22 protein-coding genes and 1 pseudogene are annotated in these 25,619 nt (G+C 65.8%); 8 read left to right on the top strand and 15 right to left on the bottom strand.

What is annotated here, in order from left to right; genetic code table 11:
• The first annotated feature begins 5 nt into the window (after positions 1-5).
• Positions 6-1,445, top strand: coding sequence for an FAD-binding oxidoreductase (locus MMSP_RS02795; protein ID WP_020785392.1), 1,440 nt, complete (start codon positions 6-8; stop codon positions 1,443-1,445).
• A gap of 35 nt (positions 1,446-1,480) precedes the next feature.
• Here the strand turns inward: MMSP_RS02795 and MMSP_RS02790 are convergent, their stop codons facing one another.
• On the bottom strand, positions 1,481-2,455 hold the full coding sequence (locus tag MMSP_RS02790; protein WP_020785391.1) for a PE family protein: 975 nt from the start codon (positions 2,453-2,455) through the stop codon (positions 1,481-1,483).
• Between the two features lie 349 nt (positions 2,456-2,804).
• Between MMSP_RS02790 and MMSP_RS02785 the strand changes: the two genes are divergently transcribed.
• A complete protein-coding gene (locus MMSP_RS02785; protein ID WP_036427044.1) occupies positions 2,805-3,686 on the top strand; it encodes a haloalkane dehalogenase in 882 nt (293 codons plus the stop codon).
• 152 nt (positions 3,687-3,838) lie between these two features.
• A complete protein-coding gene (locus MMSP_RS27855) occupies positions 3,839-4,348 on the top strand; it encodes a hypothetical protein (protein ID WP_131807377.1) in 510 nt (169 codons plus the stop codon).
• Positions 4,349-4,525: 177 nt separating this feature from the next.
• Here MMSP_RS27855 and MMSP_RS02780 read toward each other — a convergent pair whose 3' ends face one another.
• The 4 genes from MMSP_RS02780 to MMSP_RS02765 all read right to left on the bottom strand — a co-directional run bounded on the left by MMSP_RS02780 (position 4,526) and on the right by MMSP_RS02765 (position 7,194).
• Entirely contained in the window at positions 4,526-4,786 is a 261-nt protein-coding gene (locus MMSP_RS02780) for a hypothetical protein (protein ID WP_012392117.1), read from the bottom strand.
• On the bottom strand, positions 4,783-5,802 hold the full coding sequence (locus MMSP_RS02775) for a hypothetical protein (RefSeq protein ID WP_020785387.1): 1,020 nt from the start codon (positions 5,800-5,802) through the stop codon (positions 4,783-4,785). Before MMSP_RS02775 ends, MMSP_RS02780 begins: the two co-directional genes overlap by 4 nt.
• Positions 5,803-6,102, bottom strand: coding sequence for a hypothetical protein (locus MMSP_RS02770; protein WP_020785386.1), 300 nt, complete (start codon positions 6,100-6,102; stop codon positions 5,803-5,805).
• 516 nt (positions 6,103-6,618) lie between these two features.
• Positions 6,619-7,194: a TetR/AcrR family transcriptional regulator gene (locus MMSP_RS02765; RefSeq protein WP_020785384.1), complete on the bottom strand. Its 576-nt coding sequence runs from the start codon at positions 7,192-7,194 to the stop codon at positions 6,619-6,621.
• Positions 7,195-7,379: 185 nt separating this feature from the next.
• Between MMSP_RS02765 and MMSP_RS02760 the strand changes: the two genes are divergently transcribed.
• Positions 7,380-8,768: an ATP-binding protein gene (locus tag MMSP_RS02760; RefSeq protein ID WP_051153755.1), complete on the top strand. Its 1,389-nt coding sequence runs from the start codon at positions 7,380-7,382 to the stop codon at positions 8,766-8,768.
• Positions 8,769-8,929: 161 nt separating this feature from the next.
• Positions 8,930-11,272, top strand: a complete 2,343-nt coding sequence (locus tag MMSP_RS02755; RefSeq protein WP_020785382.1) for an FdhF/YdeP family oxidoreductase — start codon at positions 8,930-8,932, stop codon at positions 11,270-11,272.
• A 16-nt stretch (positions 11,273-11,288) separates the two neighbouring features.
• Here MMSP_RS02755 and MMSP_RS02750 read toward each other — a convergent pair whose 3' ends face one another.
• Positions 11,289-12,527, bottom strand: coding sequence for a cytochrome P450 (locus MMSP_RS02750; protein WP_020785381.1), 1,239 nt, complete (start codon positions 12,525-12,527; stop codon positions 11,289-11,291).
• Positions 12,528-12,680: 153 nt separating this feature from the next.
• On the opposite strand from MMSP_RS02750, the pseudogene MMSP_RS02745 reads away from it, so the two are divergent.
• Positions 12,681-16,016: pseudogene (locus tag MMSP_RS02745) on the top strand (LuxR family transcriptional regulator).
• A 55-nt stretch (positions 16,017-16,071) separates the two neighbouring features.
• Here the strand turns inward: MMSP_RS02745 and MMSP_RS02740 are convergent.
• Positions 16,072-17,004, bottom strand: coding sequence for a zinc-binding alcohol dehydrogenase family protein (locus tag MMSP_RS02740; protein WP_020785377.1), 933 nt, complete (start codon positions 17,002-17,004; stop codon positions 16,072-16,074).
• Here MMSP_RS02740 and MMSP_RS02735 point away from each other — a divergent pair.
• A complete protein-coding gene (locus MMSP_RS02735) occupies positions 17,003-17,572 on the top strand; it encodes a MarR family winged helix-turn-helix transcriptional regulator (RefSeq protein WP_235065646.1) in 570 nt (189 codons plus the stop codon). The genes MMSP_RS02740 and MMSP_RS02735 overlap by 2 nt on opposite strands.
• Before the next feature lie 31 nt (positions 17,573-17,603).
• Here the strand turns inward: MMSP_RS02735 and MMSP_RS02730 are convergent, their stop codons facing one another.
• The 7 genes from MMSP_RS02730 to MMSP_RS27850 all read right to left on the bottom strand — a co-directional run bounded on the left by MMSP_RS02730 (position 17,604) and on the right by MMSP_RS27850 (position 23,651).
• The gene (locus MMSP_RS02730; protein WP_020785375.1) at positions 17,604-18,362 is read right to left on the bottom strand and encodes a hypothetical protein; all 759 of its coding nucleotides are present in this window, start codon (positions 18,360-18,362) and stop codon (positions 17,604-17,606) included.
• Positions 18,363-18,431: 69 nt separating this feature from the next.
• The gene (locus MMSP_RS02725) at positions 18,432-19,541 is read right to left on the bottom strand and encodes an NDMA-dependent alcohol dehydrogenase (RefSeq protein WP_020785374.1); all 1,110 of its coding nucleotides are present in this window, start codon (positions 19,539-19,541) and stop codon (positions 18,432-18,434) included.
• Between the two features lie 134 nt (positions 19,542-19,675).
• A complete protein-coding gene (locus MMSP_RS02720; protein WP_012392130.1) occupies positions 19,676-20,698 on the bottom strand; it encodes a 2Fe-2S iron-sulfur cluster-binding protein in 1,023 nt (340 codons plus the stop codon).
• Positions 20,699-20,706: 8 nt separating this feature from the next.
• Entirely contained in the window at positions 20,707-21,024 is a 318-nt protein-coding gene (locus MMSP_RS02715; RefSeq protein WP_020785373.1) for an MmoB/DmpM family protein, read from the bottom strand.
• Positions 21,021-22,112 carry an aromatic/alkene monooxygenase hydroxylase subunit beta gene (locus MMSP_RS02710; protein WP_020785372.1) on the bottom strand — a complete coding sequence of 364 codons (1,092 nt, stop codon included), beginning with the start codon at positions 22,110-22,112 and terminating at the stop codon, positions 21,021-21,023. The genes MMSP_RS02715 and MMSP_RS02710 overlap by 4 nt, the downstream gene beginning before the upstream one ends.
• Positions 22,112-23,515: an aromatic/alkene/methane monooxygenase hydroxylase/oxygenase subunit alpha gene (locus MMSP_RS02705; protein ID WP_235065644.1), complete on the bottom strand. Its 1,404-nt coding sequence runs from the start codon at positions 23,513-23,515 to the stop codon at positions 22,112-22,114. The genes MMSP_RS02710 and MMSP_RS02705 overlap by 1 nt, the downstream gene beginning before the upstream one ends.
• A complete protein-coding gene (locus tag MMSP_RS27850; protein ID WP_020785370.1) occupies positions 23,508-23,651 on the bottom strand; it encodes a Methane monooxygenase component A alpha chain in 144 nt (47 codons plus the stop codon). The genes MMSP_RS02705 and MMSP_RS27850 overlap by 8 nt, the downstream gene beginning before the upstream one ends.
• Positions 23,652-23,891: 240 nt before the next feature.
• Between MMSP_RS27850 and MMSP_RS02700 the strand changes: the two genes are divergently transcribed.
• Positions 23,892-24,470, top strand: a complete 579-nt coding sequence (locus MMSP_RS02700; protein ID WP_020727637.1) for a response regulator transcription factor — start codon at positions 23,892-23,894, stop codon at positions 24,468-24,470.
• Here MMSP_RS02700 and MMSP_RS02695 read toward each other — a convergent pair.
• A complete protein-coding gene (locus MMSP_RS02695; protein WP_020785369.1) occupies positions 24,442-25,536 on the bottom strand; it encodes a GAF domain-containing protein in 1,095 nt (364 codons plus the stop codon). The two genes, MMSP_RS02700 and MMSP_RS02695, sit on opposite strands and share 29 nt — an antisense overlap.
• Between the last annotated feature and the right edge of the window lie 83 nt (positions 25,537-25,619).

The raw sequence follows: 25,619 nt of genomic DNA, 5'->3' as shown, positions 1-25,619 counted from the left end.
TGACATTGGCGCGTGAGATCTCGCGCCAGGCGTTCTTGCGTGGCGCCGCCGGTGCGTTGGCCGCCGGTGCGGTGTTTGGTTCGGTCCGCGCCGCCGCCGAGCCGAATCCCTCCGGCTGGGAGGGGCTTTCTTCGGCCCTCGGCGGGAAGGTTCTACGACCCGACGATGGACCCCAGTTCGCAACGGCCAAACAGGTTTTCAACACGAACTACAACGATTTCACGCCCGCGGCGGTCGTGACCCCGACATCGGCGGCAGACGTGCAGAAGGCGATGGCCTTCGCGACCGCCCACAACCTCAAGGTCGCCCCGCGCAGTGGCGGACACTCCTACATCGGCGCGTCCACCGCCAACGGTGCCATGGTCCTCGACCTGCGACAGCTTCCCGGCGACATCAACTACGACGCCGCCACCGGGCAGGTCACCGTGACACCGTCGACCAGTCTGTATGAGATGCACCAGGTGTTGGCCGGGGCGGGGCGAGGCATCCCGACGGGCACCTGCCCCAGCGTCGGCGCCGCCGGGCACGCGTTGGGCGGAGGCCTGGGCGCTCATTCCCGGCACGCGGGCCTGCTTTGCGACGCGTTGACCTCGGCGGCGGTGGTGTTGCCCAGCGGCCAGGCGGTCACCGCGTCCGCCGCGAGCAACCCGGATCTGTTCTGGGCCTTGCGCGGCGGCGGTGGCGGCAACTTCGGCGTCACGACCTCGCTGACCTTTGCCACATTCGCCACCAAAGACCTCGACGTGGTGAACCTCGACTTCCCGCCCGAGGCCTTCGCGCAGGTTCTGCTGGGTTGGCAACAATGGCTGCGCACCGCCGATCGAAACAACTGGGCGCTGGCGGACGCCACCGTCGACCCGATGGGCACGCATTGCCGGATTCTTGCCACCTGTCCGGTGGGGTCAGGTGGCAGCGTGGCTTCGGCCATCACCTCCGCCGTCGGGGTGCAACCGATCGGTACCGACCACCACACATTCAACTACCTGGATCTGGTGCGGTACTTGGCCGTCGGGAACCTCAACCCCGCACCGCTTGGCTACGTTGGCGGGTCCGACGTGCTGCCCACCATCAACGCGGGTGCGGCAAAAGGGATCGCCTCGGCGATCGACGCCTTCCCGCGCGGTGCGGGCCGCGCTTTAGCGATCATGCACGCACTTGACGGTGCCCTGGCCACGGTGGCGCCGGGGGCCACGGCCTTTCCGTGGCGCCGGCAGTCGGCGCTGGTGCAGTGGTATGTCGAAACCCCGGGCTCCCCGGCCGCGGCGAGCGGCTGGCTCAACACGGCACATCAAGCAGTGCAACCGTATTCGGCTGGTGGCTACGTGAACTATCTGGAGGCAAACCAGCCGGCGTCGCGCTACTTCGGTCCGAACCTGTCCCGGCTGAGCGCCGTTCGGCAGAAGTACGATCCCGGCCGGGTGATGTTCTCCGGACTGAATCTCTAGCGGCCAAGTGGCGGCAATCCCGGGCTGCCCGATGGCTAGGGGCCTAGCGACGTCGCCAGCAGTTCCGGCACATACTGCACCAGGCTCGGGACGAGGCCGCCGACCGGTGGGCCGGTGATGGTCAGTGAATTCAGCAGGGGGAGTACCGGTGTCGTCGCCGTCAGGGAGAGTGGTTGTAGGGGACTGAGCAGACCGGAGAACGGAATGTCAGCGGCCACGGACAGCCCGGGAAGCGACAGCTGCATCGATAGCGTCTGGCTGCCGTTGAGGAATCCGTTGGCGATATTGGCGGGGGTGTCGGCGAGCGTGCTGATTGCACCCATCGTGTCGCCGGCCTGTAGCGCCCCGAAAAATGCTGTGCCGCTTGCTCCGACGGCCAGGCCCGCATTGACGGGGGCGCCCAAAGCGTTGAGGGCCAGAAGCTGCGGTAGCCCGAGCCCGACCCCGAGCGATATGCCCGACGGAGTCAGCGACGTCAACGACAGCGAGACCGGGCTGCTGAACGCTTGATACAGGGTGGCGGAGCCCTGTGCGAGGTTTGCCGGTATCGCCAGCAGCGGCAGCACGTTGCCGCTGGCCAGTGAGTTGGAAATCAGCTGCGGATACCCGGTGACGGCGTGTGTCAGGATGGGCACCGTTTGGTTGGTCCAGGTGTCTGCAATGGTCTGCAGATTGGCGGTGGTGTTGGCGACCAGGCTCGGGAAACCGCCGGTAGTGACGGTGGCGGTAGCTGCGGTCTCGGCGCTGAGGTAGGCACCACCGCTAGCGGTCAATAGATCGATCAGCTGTTCGTGAAAGGCCTGCGCCTGGGCGCTGATCGCTTGGTAGTCGGAGCCGAAGGCGCCGAACAACGCCGCGATCCCGGTCGATATCTCATCTTCGGCCGCGGCCGCTAATGGTGTTGTGGGGGCGGCTGCGGTCGCGCTTGCCTCTCCCAACGTGGAACGAATAGCCGCCAAGTCTTGGGCCGCCGTCGTCATCAGCTCTGGTGTCGCGAGTACAAAGGACATTTCCTTCTCCCATCGACGCATTACCGTGGGTGCCCGATGATAAGGGCGAAAATGAGCGTAACGGCACGTCAGCTCGCCGGGTGGGAAAACTGATTTTTGACTGATTGGGCAATTTGGTCCCGCGCGTTTTCCGGCAACGCCGTTCAATCACCATTCATTTGGGAGTGGCTCTGACGGCATGCCCGGGTACGGGCAATGTTGAAGGCCCGAACCGTCGGGTTAGCCGCGTTGTGGGAGAAGGGACTTGAGCCCAGTGCCGGCCGGGGCGCCACCGATCGACTGCCGATACGGCCTGCCCGGCTACTACGCTCGAGTCCAGGCATTCTCGCCGACCCACTTGGAGGCTCCGATGACCGAGATCGATCCCACTCCACTCACCAAACGCCGCCTGGCCGTCGACGGCAAGCAAATGGCGTACCACGAAAGCGGTGAGGGCCGTTCGGTTGTGTTCCTGCACGGCAATCCGACCTCATCGTATTTGTGGCGCAACATCATTCCGCATGTGTCCGATCGCGCACGCTGTATCGCTCCCGATCTCATCGGGCAGGGTGACTCGGACAAGCTCGATGACACCGGACCGGGCAGTTACCGCTTCGTTGAGCATCGGCATTACCTCGACGGCCTTCTTGACCAGCTCGACCTCGGCGATGATGTCGTTTTGGTGATCCACGACTGGGGCTCGGCCCTCGGATTCGACTGGGCCAATCGCCACCGCGAGCGGATCGGCGGCATCGCTTTCATGGAGGCCATTGTGCGGCCGGTGACTTGGGCGGAGTGGCCCGAGTCCGCAGCGGGAATCTTTCGGGGGTTTCGCTCGGATGCGGGTGAACAGATGGTCATTGACAAGAACCTGTTTGTGGAGGCGGTCCTGCCCGGTTCCGTCCTGCGCGGTCTCACCCCCGCCGAACACGACGAGTACCGGCGCCCGTTCGTCGAGCCGCGACACTGCCGGCCGACGCTGAGCTGGCCGCGTGAGATACCAATCGAGGGTGAGCCTGCCGACGTGCATCAGATCGTTTCCGACTACGCCCAGTGGCTGCCCACCGCGGATTTCCCAAAGCTGTTCATCAACGCCGAACCCGGTGCCATTCTCACCGGACCGCAACGCGAGTTCTGCCGAAGTTGGACCAACCTGACCGAAGTGACGGTGCCCGGTAGCCACTTCATCCAAGAGGACAGCCCGCATGAGATCGGCCAGGCGATCGCTGACTGGCTGTCGAGTCTCGGCTGAACGCGCAGCACCGCCGAGCAGTGCGCGCACTGCCTGCGCTAGCTAGCAGCTGAGGCACTGTGGTGCTATCAGAAGTGGACCCCAGGAGTTCCTGCCGGAAGACAGGGCCTGGGGTTTGGCGCTTTTCAGGCCCGGGTTTCTATCATCGTCACTTGGGATTCGATCAGGGCGTAGTCCTCGGAATCGCCACAACGATGCTGCGTGACGGCGCCGCAACAGGCGTCGGGAATCCACAGCATGGGCTTAGCGGGACCACCGACGTGATCAAGGTGCAGACGACCTCCGAAGCGCGTTTCCTGCGCAGATTGCCCACGGTTCGATGGTCTTTTTGGTCATCTTTGAGGCCGCGTGATTCCACGATCGCCTGGCCAACGTCCATCGTGACGAGTTCCGGCAATAGCCGGTCCATGCACAGTCGCCGTTGCCACTCGGGGTGCTTCGATGGTGGTTGGCTGGCGTGCATCAGCAACACGTGGGCGAGAAAGCGGTTGTACTACTTCCAGCCACTGCGCCGTCTCACCTACATCTTCGACTGGGCCTGCGTGGACAACGCCGAGATCAAGCCAGGCGGCACACCACGAGCAGCACGACTCCAGCGCATTTCACGAGCATTACGGCCCAGAACACTGACCGGAAGGCTTTCAGCAGATCCGTACATTTAGTAGCTACGTATGTGCTTCCACGGTGTACCAATCTCCCGGTCGCGAAAAGGATTTCAGGCATACAGTATGGGAGGCCGGGCGTGCTGCGCTTCTGCACGTCACGGCTCACGTGTTGAAAGTGTCCCAATATCAACCGATTCTGGAACACCGCGCGGCTGGCCTACGCAGCCGCAGGCATCAGCGGCGCTTACGCTCTGCTCGCCGTTCTCTGATGACAATCAAGGGAATGAACAGGGCCAGCGCGCCGGCCGAGACAATGACCCAGTCGGTCCGGCCGGTGGTCAGCAGGACCACGATCAGCGCAACGACCACACCACCGGCTGCGAGGTAGGACGCCAGAGGGTAGTGCGGGCGACGCGCCAGCCCGAACGCGCCAGCGCCCCACAGTGCCAGCCCAAACGCGCCAGCCAGGATCGCAGCAACGAGCAGGTCTGTCATTTGCTGCCTACCAGGCATCCGAGCAGATTCTTGCCCGCGACGAGGGTGCCGAAGCCGCTGGCCACGGCGGCGACGCCCCCCACCCCGGTCTCTGCGGTCAGCGTCAAGATGCCGGTGCTGACCAGACCGCTGGCGAACAGGGTGGTCCGGTCGAACCAGTCGCTCGTAGTGCAATGGGTGCGGGCGTAGTCGATGTCGCTCATGTGCGCCTGTAGATCCGCCACCTGGCCGCGCAACCAGGCGGTGCGGGGGTCGTTTTCGGGCAGTGACTGCACGAGCTGTTGCAGGTTGTCCAAAAGACCCTGGCCGGTGAGGTTGGCTGGGTCGCCACCGAGGATCATTTGCTGCAGCTCAGGGCTCAGGCCGGGCGCTCCCGGTGGGGGCGTTCCATCAGGGGTGTCCCACGGCGCAAACGGAGGTGGCTCGCCGCCGTTCTGTTTGAAGTCGACTAACTGGACCCCGTTGGGGTGGGTGGTTGGGGCTTGCGTCGCGGGGATCGGGTTTTGCGCAAAGCCGACACTGCTTAGGTCAGCGGTGGCGGCGGTGAGTTGACCCGCCACCTTGGCGTCGGCCCCGTCGAGCTGTCGGGCGTGTAGCCGGATGTCACCGGCGAATGCTTGCGCCTGGGCTTGTCGAGCGGCCTGCTCGGCGGGCGTGCCGCTCCTGTGGGTGTCGGTGACAGACAAGTCTTCTCCGACAGTGAATCCCGCGTTGTGGGCGTCCTCGACAGCATAGAGAACTCGTCTTTGGGCTGCGCTGATGTCGCTGGCACCATTGCGCGCGATCCCGGCTGCCTGGCGCAGCATATCGGCTTTTGCGCCGACAATCGGCAGTTCGGCGCTGGTCCGTTCCCGTAGCGCGTCCCCGCCAGCGCCGCTCCAGCCCAGGGCATAGGACTGGTTTCGCATCTGGAAGAACGCGTTTTCCCACTGATCGGCGGTCTTGGTCCAGTAGCCGGCCGCATCGATGAGGTGCTCGGTGCTCCATGCCCGGACTGGGGACAGGGTGGCCGGCATCTACACCACCCTCACCTGCGTCACGGCGGCCATCTCGCCCGCTGCGGTCGCCTCTTGGTTGGCGTAACCTGCGGCAGCTGCGGCCACCGCGGCAGCCGTAGCCTGAGTTCGGGTGGCCAAGGCCACCCCGGTACCGCCGATCGCTGCGCCGATACCACTGACCGCCGCCGCAGTGGCTTGAAACGGCTGGCCCGGTGCCGGCGGCGTTGCCCCGGCAGCGAGTTGGGCGCGAAGGTCCTGCCATTGACTAGCCGTAACTCCCAGCTGACCAAGTTTGACATGCAGTTCATCCGATCCCACCCGCGCGAGTCTAAAGCCAGGGCCGCGGGGACGCCATTTAGCTTCATGCGCGCTCGTTGGATTCGTGACCAGTGACGTTGTGCGCGTGTTGACCAGGTTTGGACGCACCTGCCGTGGCTTTTCTGTCGTCGTAGGTTTATGCCGCCGCGGCGGCCGGGGAGAGCGGTGCATCGGCCAGGCGGGCGGGCCGCAGTATCGCTGGCCCGGCCAACGGCGTTGGCGGTTGTCCTAGCTAGGTCGGCGATCAACTGCTTTTGGCGGCCGACCGGCGCGCTCTTCCGGCGGATGCTGGCCCTGATGGGTAGTGCATCGGTGCGCGAAATCGATGTGGTGACGCCCTTTTGCCGCGGATGACGGCACGGGCTTTGGCGTTGGCCGGCATGGGGGGCGTAGCGATCGTCGGTTGCTGACCATCTTCGGTGAACGTAACGACCCCTTGGGCTTTCAGCGGCGATGGGCCGCGCTGTTTCCCGACACGGCACAACGGGGCCCTCGCGGGCGGCTAACCGGACTCGGCTACCGACGGTCTTCTGGTGCGCGGTGTCCATCAAGGAATGCCGCGACCAGGGCGCCGAAGTCTAGTTGCGATGCCAGTGCTTCGGCCCCGGTGCGCGACCACAGGCCGGCGGCCATCAGCGGTCCAAGCAGCATCACCAGCTTTTGGTAGGGGTCGCCGGGTGCCAGTTGGCCTTGGGTCTGGTGCGTTTCGATCACCTGCGCCGCGTTGTGCAGGTTGGGTATCAGCGCCGCCATGGCCGTACCGAGTTCGGGATTGCGGGGCACCTCGACCGCCAGGGTCACCACCGCGCCCCCATACTTCTGGACGGTCTCGGCATAGGCGGTCACCAGTGCAAGGAGGTCGCCCCGGATATCGTCGGTGGCCATCACTCGCGCGAATGGGGAGTTCGCCAAAGCGTGGGTGAGCGCGCTGTTGATCAGCGTGGCCTTGTTGCCGTAGCGGCGAAACAGCGTCACCTCGTTGACGCCGGCCCGGCGGGCGATCTCCTGGGTGGTGGTAGCCCGGTACCCGCACTCGGCGAAAACCGTCACCGTAATGTCGAATAGGCCATCGACGTCGATATATCTGGGCATTTGCGGACGTGCCGCACTATGACGTGAGCTGGATCGCTGATCCCAAGAGCTGAACAGCATCTCGGGCGGGCCGAGGGCGCCGGGCCGCAACAAAATCGGTTGACCGTCTGCTGGCCGGGTGTGATCCTGGTCCGTTGACCATTGCCCGACCAGTATCCAACCCGGTACCCGACCAGCAGACAGCCATGACCCTGACCAACGATGAACTGACCGACCTGACCACCGGCCTAACCGGCGGTGATGAGGCGCGCCGCCAGCCCATCACGGACGTCAACGCGTGGCTGGACGGGCTGGAGTACGGCGTCCGGCCCGCGCTGCGCGCACTCGGCGAGTTGCTGATCGGCGCCGCCGAGCGCGAAGGTTGCGAGAACGCCGATCGCTTCATCGCACGCTGTCTGGGCGTGCCGGATTCCGGGCACCTTCTGGACGAAGAACGCGATCTCAATCCCGTTTCCCGGTTGACCACCGCGCTGGCGCTGGCCGAATGGATCGAGCAACACGCGCACGCCTGCGAAGTCGGCCCGGGCGAGCACGCTTACCCGCCGAAGTGGACCCAGACCGAGATCGGTGGCCGCCGCTACCGCCACCCACTGTGCTTGTGCGTGCACTTTCCGGCCGGGACGCTGCTGGCTGAGACGGGTTGCGTCATCCACATCGAGGCGCGCGAGACGGTCATGCATTCCGCCGAGGTCAGCGCGTACGCAACGCCGGACAACCAGGCCCATGCCCGCGCCGTGCTGGATCGGCTCGCCGAACGGGCCAACGAACTCAACCCATACCGGGGCGAAGCGGTGCGCGCGACCAACAACCACGGCCTGAACTTCAGTGTGATCGACCTGCCATCGACGGCGACCCGCGACACCGTCATCGTCCCCGACGCGGCGTGGACCGAGGTAGATCTCGGTGTCGCCTCGGTGCGCGACCGCCACGACCTGCTCAACGCGCACGGCCTGGGAGCACGGCGCGGTGTGCTGTTGTGCGGCCCGCCCGGCACCGGCAAGTCGGCGGTCAGCGCGGTGGTGGCGGCCGAGGTGGTCGGTGAATTCACCGTCATCTACGTCGAGGCCAAAGCGGGGGCGGACCTGCTGACCGCCGTTGTGGAAGAGGCCCAGCGCCTCGGCGGTCCGGTGCTCATCGTGTTGGAAGACGTCGACCTGTGGTGCCGGGACCGCCGGGCCGGTGATGGCGGCCTCTCGGAGCTGTTGGCGGCAATGGACATTCGGCTCGAGGCCCGCATCCTGACCCTGGCCTCCACCAACGACGCCGAGACCCTGGACAAGGCGGCGGTGCGCACCGGGCGGTACGACTCCATCGTCGAGGTCGGCTACCCCAACCGCGCCGACGCCGCCCGCATTCTGGCGGCGCTGATCCGCGACATTCCCGGGGGAGCGGCCGTCGACACGGCGGCGGTAGTGGCCGCACTCCCCGAGCGGACCAGCGGTAGCGATATCCGCGAAGTCGTCCGCCGCGCCGTGCTGGCCGGCGATCGCGGCTCCGTGAGCACGGCAGCGCTGCTGGCTGAACTGGGCAGCGGGCGCTACCGGGCGACGGTGCCGCACGGGATGTACCTGTAGAGCCGCGGGCGGGATTGGTGCCGGTTCGCCACCACCGCCTCGGCGAAAGCCATTGCTTCAGTGGACATTAGCCCGGTCTGGCGTGCGAAGGGCGCGGCGGCGAGTTTCGCCGCGGCCGGTTGGTCCGCCGATGGACGCGCCCGGCGATGTAGTTTGACGAGGTGGCCTTCCAGCGCTCGGCAGCATCTGGTGACGTTCCCGCCGAATACGACGAGGACTCGATAACGGTCACCTCGCCCAAACGCGAAGCCGCGGGTGTGCGCGCGGTGCTGGTGTCGCTACAGCGTGGCCTGGAACAGATGGGCGCATTTCGTACCGCGGCCGCGCTGGCCCGCCTGAATCAGCGCAACGGCTTTGATTGCCCGGGCTGCGCGTGGCCCGAAGAGCCCGGTGGCCGCAAACTGGCCGAGTTCTGCGAGAACGGCGCCAAGGCCGTTGCCGAGGAGGCCACCAGGCGCACCGTCACGCCGGAATTCTTCGCCCGGCATTCGGTCACGGAATTGTTGGCCAAGCCCGAATACTGGCTTTCCCAACAGGACCGCCTTTCCCATCCGATGGTCCTGCGGCCCGGCGACGACCATTACCGGCCGATCGGCTGGGACGAGGCCTACCGGCTGATCGCCGAGCACCTCAAGGCGCTGGGAAGCCCGGATGAGGCGCTGTTCTATACGTCGGGGCGTACCAGCAACGAGGCCGCCTTCTGCTACCAGCTTCTGGTCCGCAGCTTCGGCACCAACAACCTGCCCGATTGCTCGAACATGTGCCATGAATCCTCGGGGTCGGCCCTGAGCGAATCAATCGGGATCGGAAAAGGATCGGTCACCGTCGAGGACGTCGAGCATGCCGACCTGATCATCATCGCCGGGCAAAACCCGGGCACCAACCACCCGTGCATGCTGACGGTGCTGGAGAAGGCAAAGGCCAACGGCGCAAAGATCATTGCCATCAATCCGCTACCCGAGGCCGGGTTGATCCGGTTCAAAGACCCGCAGAAGATGAACGGGGTGGTCGGGCACGGTGTGCCCATCGCCGACGAGTTCGTGCAGATCCGCATCGGCGGCGACATGGCGTTGTTCGCCGGGCTGGGCAGGCTGCTGCTGGAAGCCGAGGAACGCGCCCCGGGCACCGTCGTCGACCAGGCCTTCGTCGACCAGCATTGCGCCGGGTTCGATGAATATCGGCGTCGTACCTTGCAGATCGAGATGGACACCGTGCTGGCCGCGACGGGCGTTGGCGCGCCGCAGCTCGAGCGCATCGCGGCAATGGTGATGGCCTCGCAGCGCACGATCATTTGCTGGGCAATGGGCTTGACGCAGCACAGCCACGCGGTGGCCACCATCGGCGAGGCCACCAACCTGCTGTTTCTGCGCGGCATGATCGGCAAGCCGGGCGCGGGTGTGTGCCCGGTGCGCGGACATTCCAACGTGCAAGGCGACCGCACGATGGGCATCTGGGAGCAGATGCCCGAACAATTCCTGGCGGCGCTGGATCGCGAATTCGGCATCGACAGTCCGCGCAAACACGGCTACGACACCGTGGCCGCGATCCGGGCCATGCGCGACGGGCAGGCGGCGGTGTTCATGGCGATGGGTGGCAACTTCGCATCGGCCACTCCAGATACCGCCGTCACCGAAGCGGCCTTGCGCAGTTGCGCACTGACCGTGCAGATTTCGACGAAACTCAACCGCAGCCACCTGGTGCACGGCAGCACGGCGCTGATCCTGCCGACCCTGGGCCGCACCGACCGCGACCTTCGCGACGGCCGTAAGCAGGTGGTGTCGGTGGAGGATTCGATGTCGATGGTGCAGCTGTCCCGCGGCAGCCTGCATCCGCCCAGCGACCAGGTGCGCAGCGAGGTTCAGATCGTCTGCCAGCTCGCACGCACCCTACTCGGAGCGCAGCATCCGGTTCCGTGGGAGCGATTCGCGAGCGACTACGACACCATCCGCGACGCCATCGCCTCCGTGGTGCCCGGATGTGCGGACTACAACCTCAGGGTGCGTCAGCCCGATGGCTTCCAGCTGCCCCATCCGCCGCGCGATGCCCGCGAATTTCCCACCAGCACCGGAAAAGCGAATTTCTCGGTCAGCCCACTGCAGTGGGTTCCGGTGCCACCGGGACGACTGATCCTGCAAACGCTGCGCAGCCACGACCAGTACAACACCACGGTGTACGGGCTCGATGATCGCTATCGCGGGGTGAAGGGTGGCCGGCGGGTGGTGTTCCTGCATCCCTCCGACATCGAAGCGCTGGGACTGACGGCGGGGGAGCGTGTCGATTTGGTGTCGGAATACCACGATGCGGGCGGCAATCTGCAGGAGCGGCGGGCAAAAGACTTTCTGGTGATTGGCTATTCGACTCCGGTCGGCAACGCGGCGGCCTACTATCCGGAGACCAATCCACTAGTGCCGCTGGACCACACCGCGGAAAAGTCGAACACCCCGGTCTCGAAGGCGATCGTCGTGCGGGTGGAGCCGGCCTCGGGTGGCGAAGACCGCCGGTAGTGCGGCTCGGCGCGGCTCAATGCCCGGCGTCGAACTCGATCGGCAACGTTGTCGGTCCGCTCAGCCCGGTCAGCGACTTCCATGGGGCAGCGCCGGTGCGCCGGGCTCCGGGCATGCGCTGGGTGATGATCCGGAGGGCTTCGGTGAGTTCGCGGCGGGCGAGATTGGCGCCCAGGCAGTAGTGCATACCGGCACCGAAGGTTTGGATGGGCCCCGCGATCGGGCGGCTGATGTCTAGCCGGTCGGGATCACGGTAGAGCGCCGGATCGCGGTTGGCGGCGCCGGTGTTGGCGATCACCAGCGTGCCGGTCGGGATCATCACGCCGGCCAATTCGACGTCGTCCAGTGCGATTCGCAATGTGCTGAAGGTGATCGGCGAGTGGCGCATCGTCTCTTCGGCGGCGTTGGCCGCCAGGTCGGGATGTTGGGCCAGCAGTACCCATTGGTCAGGGTGATCGCATAGGGCTTGCACCGAGGCGGCGAGCTGGTTTCGCGTAGTGTCGGTGCCGCCGATGAGCAGCCCCGCGACGAGCATCCGCAACTCGTCGGAGCTGAGGCAATCACCGTCGTCTTCGGCGCGGATCAGCGCGGAGATCAGGTCCTCGGTCAAGCTGCCGCGCCGCGCGGCCACCATGTCGTCGATGTAGGCGTCGAGCTCGTCCCAGGCCGCCAGGATGGCTGGCTGCTGGGCGGCGGCATCCCAGCTGAAGGCCTTGAGGATGTCGTCGGTCCAGCCGGAGAACAGTTTCCAGTCACCCGCCGGTGCTCCCAGCAGCGCGCAGATGATCGGGATCGGGTACCGGCGAGCGATATCGGCGACCACATCACAACGTCCACGATCGGCACAGCGGTCGACCAAATCGGTGATGACCTCGGTGATCGTGGTGTTCAACCGCCCGGTCGCGCGGGGGGTGAAGGCCTGCGACACCAGCCGGCGCAGCCGATGATGCGCGGGGCCGTCAAGACTGATCAGGTTGGCGGCAAGACGATCCCACAGCGGTCCGGACGTGATGCCCTGGGCGGCAAGGAACATGCCCGGCGGCATCCGGAATCGAGGGTCGCGCAGCACGGTGTGCACCAAGTCGTAGGTCAAGAGTTCGGGCCCATGCGGGCCGAGGGCGATCGGCGACCGGCGCCGCGCTTCGGCGAGGATCTGGTGGGCCTCATCGGGGCTCTGCGCGTTCTGGTAGTCAATGTTCGGCAGACCGGCGGCAAAGACATTCGGGGCGACCTGGCGGTCAACGGTGCTGGTCATGATCTCCTCCTCGGGCGCGTCTCGGGCTCAACGATGAGGCTGTGCGGACTCGGCCACGACGCGTAGATCTGCGCCAGCGGGGTCGTAGATTTGCGCAGTGCCGAGAGCGCACCTACGCGCTGACGCCGATGTTTCGCCACCTACACCCCAGCGATGCTGGCTAGCATGAGCGAGATCGACCCACGCGCGGAAGCACCGCTGGTGGACTGGAGTGATGTCGACATGGGCGAGCTGCTGCCGACCGGAACGGTCACCTTGCTGCTCGCCGATGTCGAAGGCTCTACCCGGCTGTGGCAGAACCAGCTCGAGCCGATGACGGCAGCCGTCGCGCACCTTGATTCCGTGCTGGCCACGACCGTCGCGACTCATCATGGGGTGCGGCCGGTCGAGCAGGGTGAGGGTGACAGCTTCGTGGTCGCCTTCGCTTCCGCTCGCGAGGCCATCGCATGCGCGTTGGACTTGCAGCGATCACCGCTGGGGCCGATCCGGCTGCGCATTGGCGTACACACCGGCGATATCCAGTTGCGCGACCCCAATGACCCGACCAACTACATCGGACCCACCATCAATCGCACCGCACGCATACGCGAACTGGCCCACGGCGGCCAAACCGTAATATCCGGTGCCACGCAACTGCTGGTTGTCGACCAGCTGCCGGATGGGGCCTGGCTGGCTGATCTAGGGCTGCACCCGCTGCGGGACCTGCCCCGGCCGGAGCGCGTGGTGCAGCTGTGTCATTCCGGCCTGCAAAATGACTTCCCACCGCTGCGGACTACCAAATCCAGTGCTGTGCACCGGATGCCGGCGCGACTGACCCGGTTCGTGGGGCGTATCGCGCAGATGGCGGACGTGCGGTCCCTGTTGGCGGACAACCGGCTCGTCACGTTGACCGGCGCTGGGGGTGCTGGCAAGACACGCCTCGCGGTGGAGATCGCGGCCAGCGCGGTGGACGAATTCGGTGATGGCCTCTGGTACGTCGACCTCGCGCCGGTCAGCCACGCCGAGGCCGTTCCGGTGACGGTGGCCCGCGCACTGGGCCTGTCCGATCAACCGGGGCGCTCAACGGTCGATGCGCTCGCTCGGTTCATCGGTGAGCACCAGGTGCTCGTCGTGCTCGACAACTGCGAGCACCTACTGGATGCGACGGCTGCCCTGCTGCTGGAATTGACCGGCCGCTGTCCGGCAGTGCGGCTACTCGCCACCAGCCGAGAACCCCTCGGTGTGCCGGGCGAGGTGACGTTCCTGGTGCCGTCGCTGTCGGTGACCGAAGCCACTGAGCTATTCACCGACCGGGCGCGGCGCGTTCGCCCGGACTTCGCGGTGACCGACGACAACACGACCGCGGTCACCGAGATCTGCAATCGGCTGGACTGCATGCCGTTGGCGATCGAACTGGCCGCCGCGCGAGTCCGAGCCCTGTCCATCGAGGAGATCCGCACGGGCCTGCATGACCGGTTTCGGCTACTCACCGGTGACGCACGAACCGTGGTGCGTCGCTAGCAGACCCTACGGGCGTCGGTGGACTGGTCCCATGCGCTGCTGACCGGGCCGGAGCGGGTGCTGTTCCGCCGAATCGCAGTCTTTCTCGGGGGCTTCGACCTCGACGCCGCCCAAGCCGTCGCGGGTGACTCGCAGGTGCAGCGCTACCAGGTCGTCGACGAACTCGCGCTGCTCGTCGATAAGTCGCTTGTGATCGCCGAAAGCGGCGGGGGCCCAACGCGCTACCGGCTTCTCGAGACCGTGCGTCAATACGCCCAAGAGAAGCTCGCGGAATCCGGCGAAGTCGAGGCGGTTCGCTCGCGCCACGTCACTTACTACAAGTCAGTGGCGAAGCTGTTGGACGCGCCCACAGGCGCCGACCATGAACGCAGGCTCGCGCAGGCCGAGGAGGAGCTCGACAATCTACGAAGCGCGTTCGGATGGAGCCTGGAGACGCGCGACTTCGACAGCGCACTGGAGCTGGCCACTTCGCTTCACCCGGTGTGGATGACGCGCGGCCAGGGCCGAGAGGGACTGGCCTGGTTGGAAGCCGGGCTGGGTAATGAAGCTGGGCTGGGTAATGAGGATGTCCAGGTTTCTCCTTCAACCCTGGCGCGCGCGCTCGCCGACAAAGTGACGTTGTTGGCGTGGACGGGGTCGATGGCAGGGTTTGATGACACCGAGCGTGCCCTGACGATTGCGCGAGAGCTGGCCGACCCCGCACTGTTGATCCGCGCGCTCGTCGCCCGCGGAGTGATCACGGCCTACGACGCCGACGTCGCGCGCCCCTACTTCGATGAGGCGGCCCAGCTCGCGCGTGAACTCGGGGATTCCTGGTGATTGAGCCAGATCCTGAGCCTGCAGACCCGGGCGGCGATGGCCGCCGGAGACCCGATTGCGCTCGAGGCGGCGGGCGAGGAGGGGCTGCGGATCGCGGAGGCGATCGGCGATCGCACGACGTCTCGGGAGTGCCGCGGTGCGCTCGGCTGGGTGCGGGCCTGGCGGGAAGATCCAATCGGAGCACTGCACCAACTCGGCGAGGCAATCGCTGAAGCCAGCGCGGCCCACGATCTGTTGCTGCTGATGATAAGTCAAGTGGTGCAGGGATTTACCTATGCCTACGTCGGTGACGCAGACGGTGCGTGCGCCTGCGCGGATGCCGTCTTCACCAGTTCGGCGGAGCTGGTGGGCGCCAACGAGGGGCTCGGCTATGCGACAGCCGCAATTGCGTGCCAGGCCGCAGGGGATGCGACGGCGGCCTGGCAGGCCTATCAGAAGGCCCGCGAACTCGTGGGTATGGACCCGCAGATGGCCGGCGTTTTTCCCTTTGGGGCGTTGGCGCCGTTGGTGAGTGGGGACCTGAGCGCGGCGCGCCGTTGGGCCGACGACGTCGTGTCGACCAGCTACGGCTGCTACCTATCGGTGGCGCTGACGGCCCGGGCGCGGGTCGCGCTGGCGCAGGGTGAACTGGGGCAGGCCGATCGGGATAGCCATGCCGCCCTGTCGTGTAGCGCGGCCAACGGGACGACTCTAGGAGTCGCCGACACCTTGGAATGTCTCGCCGAGCTGGCAGCCACTGAGGGCGATCGCCGAGAGGCCGCCCGGTGGTTAGCTTCCGCTGAGGCGATTCGGCACCGCACCGGCGAAGTCCGCTTGAAAATCCTCGACGCGCACTGCGAAGTCGTTCTCGCCGAACTTCGCAACGAGTTGGGGGAGCAGGACTTTGCCGCGGTGTGGGGACAGGGCGCGGTCATCTCGACGGACGAGGTGATCAGCTATGTGCGGCGTGGCCGGGGCACGCGCAGGCGGCCCAGCAGCGGATGGGGTTCGCTCACCCCCACCGAGCATGACGTCGTTCGACTGGTTCAGGAAGGGCTGTCCAATAAGGACATCGCCGCGCGGATGTTCATCTCACCGCGTACCGTGCAAACCCACCTCACCCACGTCTACACCAAACTCGGGCTGACCTCGCGGATCCAGCTCGTTCATGCGGTCGCCCGTCACGCCTGATCCGGGTCACGGCGGGCGACGCGGGCGCCGACGGAGGTATCGCGCTGTTGGCGGTCTAGGGAAGAAACACAACGCGCCGGTCCGCGCCCAGCGGGCGCGTCCAGGCCGAGGTTACGTCGCTTAGTGGCATCGCCTGGGTACGGACCTCGAATTCGCCCGCGGCGACGGCTTGGGCGATCCCGGGAATGTCGTTGCGGATGTCGCGTTCGGATACGGAGCCGATGCCGCTCCCGACGATCTGCAGGCGAGTGGAGCGCAGGGCCGCCGAGACGATATCGGCGCTGGGGCCACCCGTCGAGCCGATTTGGATCCAGATGAGCTCTTCGTGCGGGTCGCGACGATTGGTGACCAGGTCGACCATGCCTTTGGCGGTGGGCGGTCCCCACACGTAGTCGAGGACGACGTCGACATCGCCGGCCGCTCCGAGCTGGTCAAGGGTGAGTGTGCGGTCGGCGCCCAACGAGGTCAGTTCGTTGAGCCGCTGACGATTGCGTCCGGCGGCGATGACCTCCGCGGCTCCGAAACGTTTCGCGACCTGGATTGCCATGCCCCCGGAGCTGCCTGTCGCGCCGAGGATCAGGACTCGTGATCCGGGTTTGAAGTTGATCCGATTTCGTAGCGCCACCCACGACGAGAGCACGGGGTTGACCGCGGCGGCCACCGTGACCGGATCGGCGTCGTCGGGCAGCGCGACGGCCCACTGCTGGTCAATGATTGTCCGCTGCGCCGTGGTGCCCAGCGTGGTGTCCGCGAGATGGGCGTAGTAGAGCGTGCCCTCGGCGTCGCGGACCACGGCATCGATACCGGGCACGAACGGAAGCTCGCCGGTGCTGGTGTAGTGCGAACCGTCGGCTTGGGCGCGAACGCGCGGATGCAGTGCCGTGGCGACGACGTCGACGATCAGTTCCCCCGGCTTGGTTGAGGTGGGATCGGGGAAGTCCCCGAAGTGGGGCGGCTCATCGAAGGTGCGGACGATCGCGGCTTTCATGGTGTCCATTTTCTCCCCGGTCTTGCGCGGCGCGGGCGACTCCGCGCGATTGCCAGGGGTGGATTCGAGTAAAAATATGGTATTACGAACTATTATAGTTCGCAATCCAATCTATTTGGATATGGTTGTCGCCATGAGTGGTGGCGGTTCGCCCGGCAAACAACTCGCGGATGATCTGCGAGATGCACTGGTGCAAACATCTTTTGCGCTGATGGCGGTGCTTACCGAAGTGGCCGCCGAACACGACCTGTCGCTGACGCAGTTGCGCGTGCTGGGCATCATGCGCGATCGCGAACCGACGATGGGCGAGCTGGCGAGCTACACGGGCTTGGAGCGCTCCACGGTCAGTGGGCTGATCGAGCGCGCGGCGGCGCGTGGCCTGGTCGTCAAGACCGCCGATGAGAACGACGGCCGCGCGGTGCGGGTGAACCTCACCACTGGGGCCCGCCGCCTGGAGCGGGAAACCACCAAGGCGATTGAGCAGCGGATCGCACCAATGCTGGGGCGGTTGAGCACCAGGGAACAGCAGCGCCTGGCGGCGTTGCTGAGTAAAACGCTGGAGCGCTGATGTTGCGGTCGCGCCGCGCAAACGCGCCCGTTCAGCTAGCTGCGCTGGCCTTCAGCGTCGCCAGGGCATCGGTGCTCAATCGGGCCAGCTCGTCGGCCTCGCCACCGTCGAGCGCGGCACCGAAAATCTCGGCCATCCGGCGGTTGGTCGCCTCCTCGACCGCGGCGTAGCGGTCCTTCTTGTCCGTGCCATCGGCGAACGGCTCGGGCCAGCCGAACATGGTCGTGTACTCATGTCCCTTGTTGAGCATGTGTGCTTGGACCGGGGTGATGCCGGAAATGGTGAGGGCGTTGAAATGAACACCGGCCCGCAGCTCCCGCAAGACAAACATCACCTGCAGCGCCCGCGCTGCGGCGTCGTCGGCCAACGCCATGGTGCGCCACCCGGCATACAGCGGCAGGCCCGCGTCCGGTGTCGCCGCGATGATCTTCTCGCCCAGCGCCGCGATGCGATCCAGCCCCGTGGCGGCGGCCAGATACTTGCGGGCGAAGCCGGCGACCTGGTCCCAGTAGAGCTCGGCCGCACCGATCGCGCCGCGAACCGCGATGCCCGTTTCCCACATCCCATGGATGAAATTGGGTTCGAATACCGCGAAGACCGAATGCACCGTGACGCCGGTGGTCTCGCCCAGTACACCGGCGCGGCCTGCCACATATCCCGCGAACGGGTGCTCGTATCCGGCCTCGATGCTTTCGGCGAAGGTGTCCGGGTGCAGCATGAACACCGCGACCGCTTGTTCGATGGGTGAGCCCGCGGCACGGGCGGCGTCGAACATGTCGCTATCGCTCATGAAAATTCTCCTTCGCGGGGGTTTCCAACCTACCAATGCGGTGCGCTGGCCCAGCATGAATGTTTGACCTCAGTCGTGGACGATCACGCCGCGAATGTTCTTGCCGTCGCGCAGATCTTGATAGCCCTGGTTGACATCTTCGAGTCGATATTGGGTGGTGATCAGCTCGTCGAGTTTGAGTTGGCCGGCGTCGTAGAGCCGGAGTAGGCGCACGATGTCGTATTGGGGATTGGCCGATCCGAACAGTGTGCCCTTGATCGTCTTCTCGTTGAGGGTCAGATCCAGGCCCGACAGTTGCACCGTGAGCTTCTCCGGATTCGCCAACCCGGTGATGACCACGGTGTCGCCCTTGCCGATCACCGCAGCCGCGGCACTGACCACTTCCGTGTCGACCGTGCCGACCAGAATGAGCGCTTGGTCCGCGCCTTGGCCCCAGGTGATTTCGTTGACCTTCGCGGCCGCGCTGGCCGCGTCGGGGAAGGCATGGGTAGCGCCGAATTTCAGCGCGGTGTCCCGCTTGAACGCAACCGGATCGACCACCACGACGTGTTTGGCTCCGGCGCTCACCGCTCCTTGTACGGCGTTGATGCCCAGCCCGCCCGCGCCGTAGATGACCGTCGTGTCGCCGGGCCGCACGCCCCCGGCATATACCGAGGTACCCCAGCCGGTCGGAACTCCGCAGCCCACCAGCACCGCGGTGGTCAGTGGCAGCCAGTCGTCGATCTTGACCACCGAGTGCTGCGAGATGGTGGCGCGCTCGGAGAAGGTGCCGAGCATGCACATCGCACCGAAGTCCACCCCCTTGCGGTGGAAGCGGAAGCTGCCATCGCTCATGCATCCTTCGAGGATGGTCGCGCCCATGTCGCAAAGGTTCTGCCGTCCGGTGGAACAGTATCGGCAGGTGCCGCAGTTGGGGATGAAGGAGCACACGACGTGGTCCCCGGGCTTGACCTTGCTGACCCCGGGACCGACTTCCTCGATGACGCCCGATCCTTCGTGGCCGCCGACAATCGGATACCGCGGTGGCAGGTCGCCGTCGGTCAGGTGCAGGTCTGAGTGGCACAAACCCGCGGCGGTGTATTTGATCAGTACTTCGCCGACGCGGGGGCCGTCGAGTTCGAGTTCCATGATCTCGAAGGGCTTGCCCGCTTCCAGCAACACGGCTGCTGTGGTCTTCATGATGCGCTCCTGATGGAATTGCGTTGTTGGAGAGCTTCTTAGAGGGCTATGTGGACGGCGTGGCCATGGTTGTCATCAGATACCCCCGGCACGTTGCTGGTCAAGGTGGTTCGCCGGTTTGGTGGTGCGCGGTGTCATACCGAGATCGATTCCACGGCCGGATAGAACCTGTCGGCGTGGATGCGCGCCTCGGGCAGGCCCTTCGCCTCTAGGAGCCGGCCGACGTCGTTGCACATCTCGGGCGCGCCGCACAGGTAGGCGGCATAGGGTGAGGCGTCCCTGATGTCGGTGGCGATGGCCCGGGTGACGCGCCCGGATCGACCGTTGGGCACCGGGTCGGGCGCCTGCTGCGACAGGCACGGAATGAACCGGAAATCCTTCAATCGCGTCGAGAGCGCCGCGATCTCATCCAGGTACACCAGATCGCGGACGAAGCGTGCTCCGTAATAGAAACGGAAGGGCACGTCCGGGTGCTGTTCGGCGGCATCGGTGAGCATGGACAGGATGGGCGCGATCCCGGAGCCGGTCGCGACGGCGATCACCGGATGCTCGGTGTCGCGCAGAAACATGGTGCCGAACGGCGCTTCCAGATGCAGCGTGGAGCCCGGTTCGATCCGGTCCAGCACCTTGTTGAACAAGCCATTCGGCACGCGTTTGATGCAGAAGGTCAGCTCGCGCGCCGAACTCGGCGGGTTGACCAGTGAGTAGGAGCGGCGTTCACCGCTATCCAGGGTGAACTCCGCATACTGACCGGCGCGAAAGCTCAGCGGATCGTCGAGTTCCACCCGCAGCTCGATCAGGTTCGAGGTCCGGGTCCGCAGCCCGAGGACCTTCGCCCGCCTTCGGCTGGGCGGGGTCATCGGTGGCAGCGCCTCGGCGCCGTCGTTCTGGTGGATCTCGATGACCAGATCACTGCGGGCAAACGTGCAGCAGAGCAGAATCGCCCCGTTCTCGCGTTCGTCCCGCGGGATCGCGTACACCGAGGCCGCCGAGTCATCGACGTCACCGTCGATGAGCCAGTGCTTACACGATGAGCAGTTGCCGTGCCGGCATCCGTATTGCAGATTGATGCCGCTACGCAGGGCCGCAGACAGAATGTCCTCGTCGGGGCCGACCAGGAATTCCTCGGCTCCGGGCTCGAGGGTTACCCGCGCCATGGTGCTGCTCAGCTGCTCGCCGGTTCGAGCTGGGACATCTCGGAGGTGATGACGAACGCGTCGTCCTCGACCCGGGCGCGCCCGTAGTAGCTCGACATGACCACCAGAAAACGCGACATGGTCAGCGGCTTCCCGAGGAACTCTTCGACCTCGGCCAACGGGATGCGGATCATGCCCTCGGTCTCGCACAGGTAGAAGGTGTGTCTGTCCTGGATCCGGACCTGCGGGCATTCCGTGGTGAAGTAGGCGACGGTCGCGTCGGCCTCTTCGCTCTTCATCAAGACGATGCCGACGGTCGTGGACGCGTGCTGTTCGCTGGCGCTCATGACGTCACCTCCACCGGCGCGCGCAGGCCCGCCAGCTCGAGGATGTCTGCGGTCGCGCTGACGACGCGCCGTTTGGCCTGTTCACCACCACCGGAGCCGACCGGGGCGGCGTCGAAGACCGGCAAGAACGCATCGACGGCGGCCAACGCGTCCGGATACCAGGAATCCACCCAGCGCTGCATGAGGTCGCGGTTTTCTGCCGCCGGTACCGGCCGGCCCGCGCGGTCGGTGTCGGCGGTGAGCATCTTGACCAGCGCTTGCGTTGCGGCACGGTTGCGACGCCGGTCGGCCTCCACCGTCATCTCGATCACCGCGGTGACCGGGTCCCCGTGCAACGGGGCCAGCCGGCGGAAGAACTCGCTGCCGATCACCGTGGCAATCAGCGGCTCCACCACCAGATTGGTCATCGTCACCATCTCGCCCCAGTCCCGCAGCGAAAGGAGCCGTTCGACCAGGCGGCGGGCCCCCTGGCAGGCCGGGTCGTTGAGCCAGGCCTCCCGGCCGGCCCCTTCGGTGTAGCCGGGCGCCTGTTCGTAGAGGCCCAGGCTGTAGAGGGCGATGTCCTGCTGGTGCCGAAGCCGGTCCATCGCGCTGAAGGTGTATGTCATCGACAGCGTGTCCGACAAGGCCTCCCTGGTGACGAACGCGTGCGCCTTGAACATCCCCCACTCGAAGGAGCCGTACGCCTCGTAGTAGCGCGCCACGAGGTGCAGCCAGTCCGGTGCGATCTCGCCCAATGCGCCGTTGGCCTTCGCCGACGAACTTGCCCCGGCGATGGACCGTTCCTGTTGGGCCGCCATGTTGATGTAGGACCGCTGCCACAGCCCGGATGGGTCGCGATAGTCGAACCAATTCGGGTGGACCAGTGCGGTGGTCCGGGTGTCCTGGCAGCCCAGCCCGTCCGGGCGCAGTAGATACCAACCGCCGGAGTCGAACTGGCCCATGTCGGGCTGGGCGTTGCAGATGACGGCCTCGTATTCGGACAGTCGGCGCTTCTGGGGCTGGATGTAGGTCAGCTCGCGCTCCGAGTAGAACCCCTCACCAATAGCCTCGGGAGTCGCGCCTTCGGAAATTGCTCCGGTTGTCATCAGATCTCCGTGAAGGCTTCGGCGGGAGCCGCTTTGAGCGGATCCTGGATGGCGACCCCGGTGCGCCGAATGTCGTCGATGGTCCACAGCCAGCGTTCGTCGGTGTGCACGTGCGGCTGCCCCATCAGCGTCTTGCCATCGGATCGAAGCAGATGATTGATCTCGATGTAGCGCCACAGCTCGATGCCGTCATTGACTTCCCACCAGGTCTTGCCGGTGTGCCGATGCGGGGCCTGGCGGAAGATGTGCTGGCAGGCCTGCGAGCAAAATGCGTGCCGCTGGCCGGCCTTGTCGACCGATAGCCGGATCTCGTTGACGTCAATCCTGGGGAAGACCGCAGGCATCTGGCATACCCGACAGATCGGGGGCATGGCCGGGAACAGTCCGAGCGCGAGTTGGCCGTTGCGGGGATCGGCCATCTGCCGGTACGCGCGCCAAAAGTCGCCGTAGTACTTCTCCCAGCCGGGGTACTTGTCTTCGAAGAAGGTGAAGTCCTCGTCGGTCATGTAGTCCGACCGCCAGGCATGCACCGGCCACAACGCTGCGGACACCATCGCCGCCGTGTGACCGCCCCATTCCACGTGCCGTTTGGCGTCGTCCATCCACCGGGGCACATGCAGGCCGAACGGCTCCAGCCGCTCGATGTAACTACCGGCCCAGTCCTCCCAGATCCATTGCTGCCAGAACTCTTTGTAGGACTTCACCCGAGCCTTCGAGAAGTAGTCGTTGACGCCACCGAGGAAGTTGTCGATGAAGGCGTGCTGACGCCAGAACGCCGCGTCGAAGTCTTCCTGGAGCATCGGCAAGTTGTCGGGTTCGCTCAGTACCGCCGCCAGCGTCGCATAGCCGTTTGCCATGTGCCGCGCCTCGTCGGACTGGACCGACAGGAAGACCGACGGGGTCGCCTGATCCCCGTTCGCGGCCGCCACCTCGGTCAAAGACACGAACAGCGGGTTGGTGTAGGCGGTCTCGGCAACGACCTGAAGATTGAGCGAATTGGTGATCGGGTCGTCGTTCATGAACGCTTCGAACACGGCCCGCGCCGGTCGTCCGATCGGGTCGTTGGCGCGCATCTCGAAGCCGGAATTGAACCCGGCGGGGTCGGGCGCGTGCTTGGCGAAGTAGCGCATCAAGTACGCCTCTTGATTGGTATGGCGCACTTCGTCGATCATCTGGGCCAGGTACCCCTGGCGCAGTTCGGGGTTTTCCACCGTGTCGATGAGCATGGCCGTGCATTTCATCGCGGGGTACTCACCGAAGTCGACGAAGGCCAGGACCGGCTTCAAGACCTCCATGAAACGCGGCTCGACCTGAGCCGAGTTGTTCATCCGGCTCAACGCATCTTCGAGCGCACCATATTGGCGGCTGTCTTTTTCCTCCTCCATGCCCACGTACTCACGCACCAGGGGTGCGGAACGGGTCTTTGGTCCTTGGCGGGATCTTGTACTTGGTCGGGTACAACGCGTCTCGATGGAAGTAGCTGGGCTCCCAGTCGAAAGACTTGATCTTCTCGTGCTGGGTTGTGATCGATGCCGTCATTGGCGTTCTCCTCTTGCCCCTATGTACAAGCCCGTGCGCAGTTCAGCACTGCTGAGACCAGGATCACACCACCCGCCGGTCTGCACTACCTCCGATCGGAGGTCGCGACGACGGCTTTTGCCCGGGAGCCAACCGGCATGGGGCTACAGTCGAATTGTGCATCCGCACGGAGGAAGCCAGGACGGCTCACTTGTGCATTCCGCTGCCGCGAACACAGCCCCTGAGGCGGTGCGCGTACTCGTGGTCGATGACCATCCGATCGTGCATCTGGGCGTGGAGCGGCTCGTGCAGGGCAACCCGAGGGTCCAGATGTGCACGGGCGCACGCAATGTGAAAACCGGCGTCGCGGTCGCCGCTGCCGAACGGCCGCACGTGGTGTTGTTGGATCTGCATCTGCCCGACATGGCGCTGCCGGAAGCCGCCGCCGCGCTGCGAGGGGCTTGCCTGGGCGTCAAGCTCATCTTGTTCACCGGGGACAGCAAGCCGACGGTGAGTCAGGTTGCGGGACTGGTCGGGATGGACGCGGTGGTGCACAAGGACAACGCGTGCGCCGTACTGGTCACCGCGATCGAAGAGGTCGCCGCCGGACGGCGATTCTGCGACCCGGTGATCAGCACCGGCAATCCGCTGGAGCTTTCCCGGCGCGAGTATCAGGTGCTAGAGCGGCTGGCGATCGGCGAGACCAACGCGCAGATCGCCCAAAAGCTGCAGCTGGCACCCAACACCGTGAAGTCCTACGTGCAGTCGCTGTTGGCGCACCTCGATGCCCGCAACCGATTGGACGCGGTGATCAAGGCCCAACAGGCCGGAATGCTCTAGCCGCGGGAACCCACGCCTGTACGGTGCCGCCGCCCTCCTCATTGGCCGTGCACGACAACCACCCGCCCACCCGTTCGATGCGCTCGACGGTGGCCCGCAGCCCCAACCCGCGCCGGTGCTCGGACGCGATGTCGGGGGCCGTACCGTCGTCGGCCACGGTCAGCCCGACACCGTCTTCTGCGCGGTAGAGGCTGACCACCACCGAGTGAGCGCCGGCATGTTTTTCCACATTGAGCAGGGCTTCGCGGGCGGTGCGCCGCAGCGCATCGGTCCTGGCCGAATCCAGAAGCGGCAGGTCGCCCAAGACCACCAGTTCCGCGGCGGTACCGGTGCGCGTGGCGAAGTCCCGGCAATCACCTTCCAGCGTGACTGCCAGCGCCTTGTCCTCCGGCAGGTCATGCAACGACAAGGTCTGAGCCCGTAACTCCGACGTCGCGCGTTCGGTGAGCACCAGCGCATCCGACAGCAGCTCTTCGCGACGGCCGGGCTCGGTTTCCTCCTGCGCCGACATCAACGCCACCCGCAGGCTGAACAACGTCGCGCCGACGGAATCATGCAACCGGATCGCCAGGCGTTGGCGTTCGCCGAACGCGGCGACCTCGGCCATCTCCCGGGCGCTGTCGGCAACCTCCATGGCGACTGCCGCCTGCCGCGCCAGGGAAAGCAGCTCCGCCCGGTCACGGTCGGTCCAGGCCACCGGCGACCGCCGGGCCGCGTAGAGCAGCCCGTAGAGCCGGTGGGCACGCACGATCGGGGCAACCATCGCCGCCCGCAGACCCTTCGCGCGCACCGCGTGGTCGAAGTGGTGGGTGATGTCTCGGCTCATGCAGTAGTCGTGCACCGCGACAGTTCGGCGGAGCACCGCCGCCTGCCCGCCGAGCCCTTCCTGCGGCCCGATGACCAAGCCGTTGAGTTCTTCGGTGCGGCCGCCCACGACCGCGACCACTTCCATGGTGTCGTCCTCGGCGATCCGATTGGCTCCGGCCGCCAGGTCTGCACCCAAGCGCCGGTGCACGACATCGGCACCATGGCGCAGCGCCGCTGTTCTGTCGAGCAGCGCCAACACCGCGTTGAACTCAGGATTGGTGTCCAGGTGCGTGGACCTCCTCGGCCAGCTTCGCCGTCGTTGGCGCTGGTTGACTCGAAATT

The organism is Mycobacterium sp. 012931, assembly GCF_000419295.1.
Lineage (GTDB): Bacteria > Actinomycetota > Actinomycetes > Mycobacteriales > Mycobacteriaceae > Mycobacterium > Mycobacterium marinum.
The sequence above is the reverse complement of the archived record's forward strand: the minus strand, read 5'-3'. Positions and strand labels throughout refer to the sequence as shown.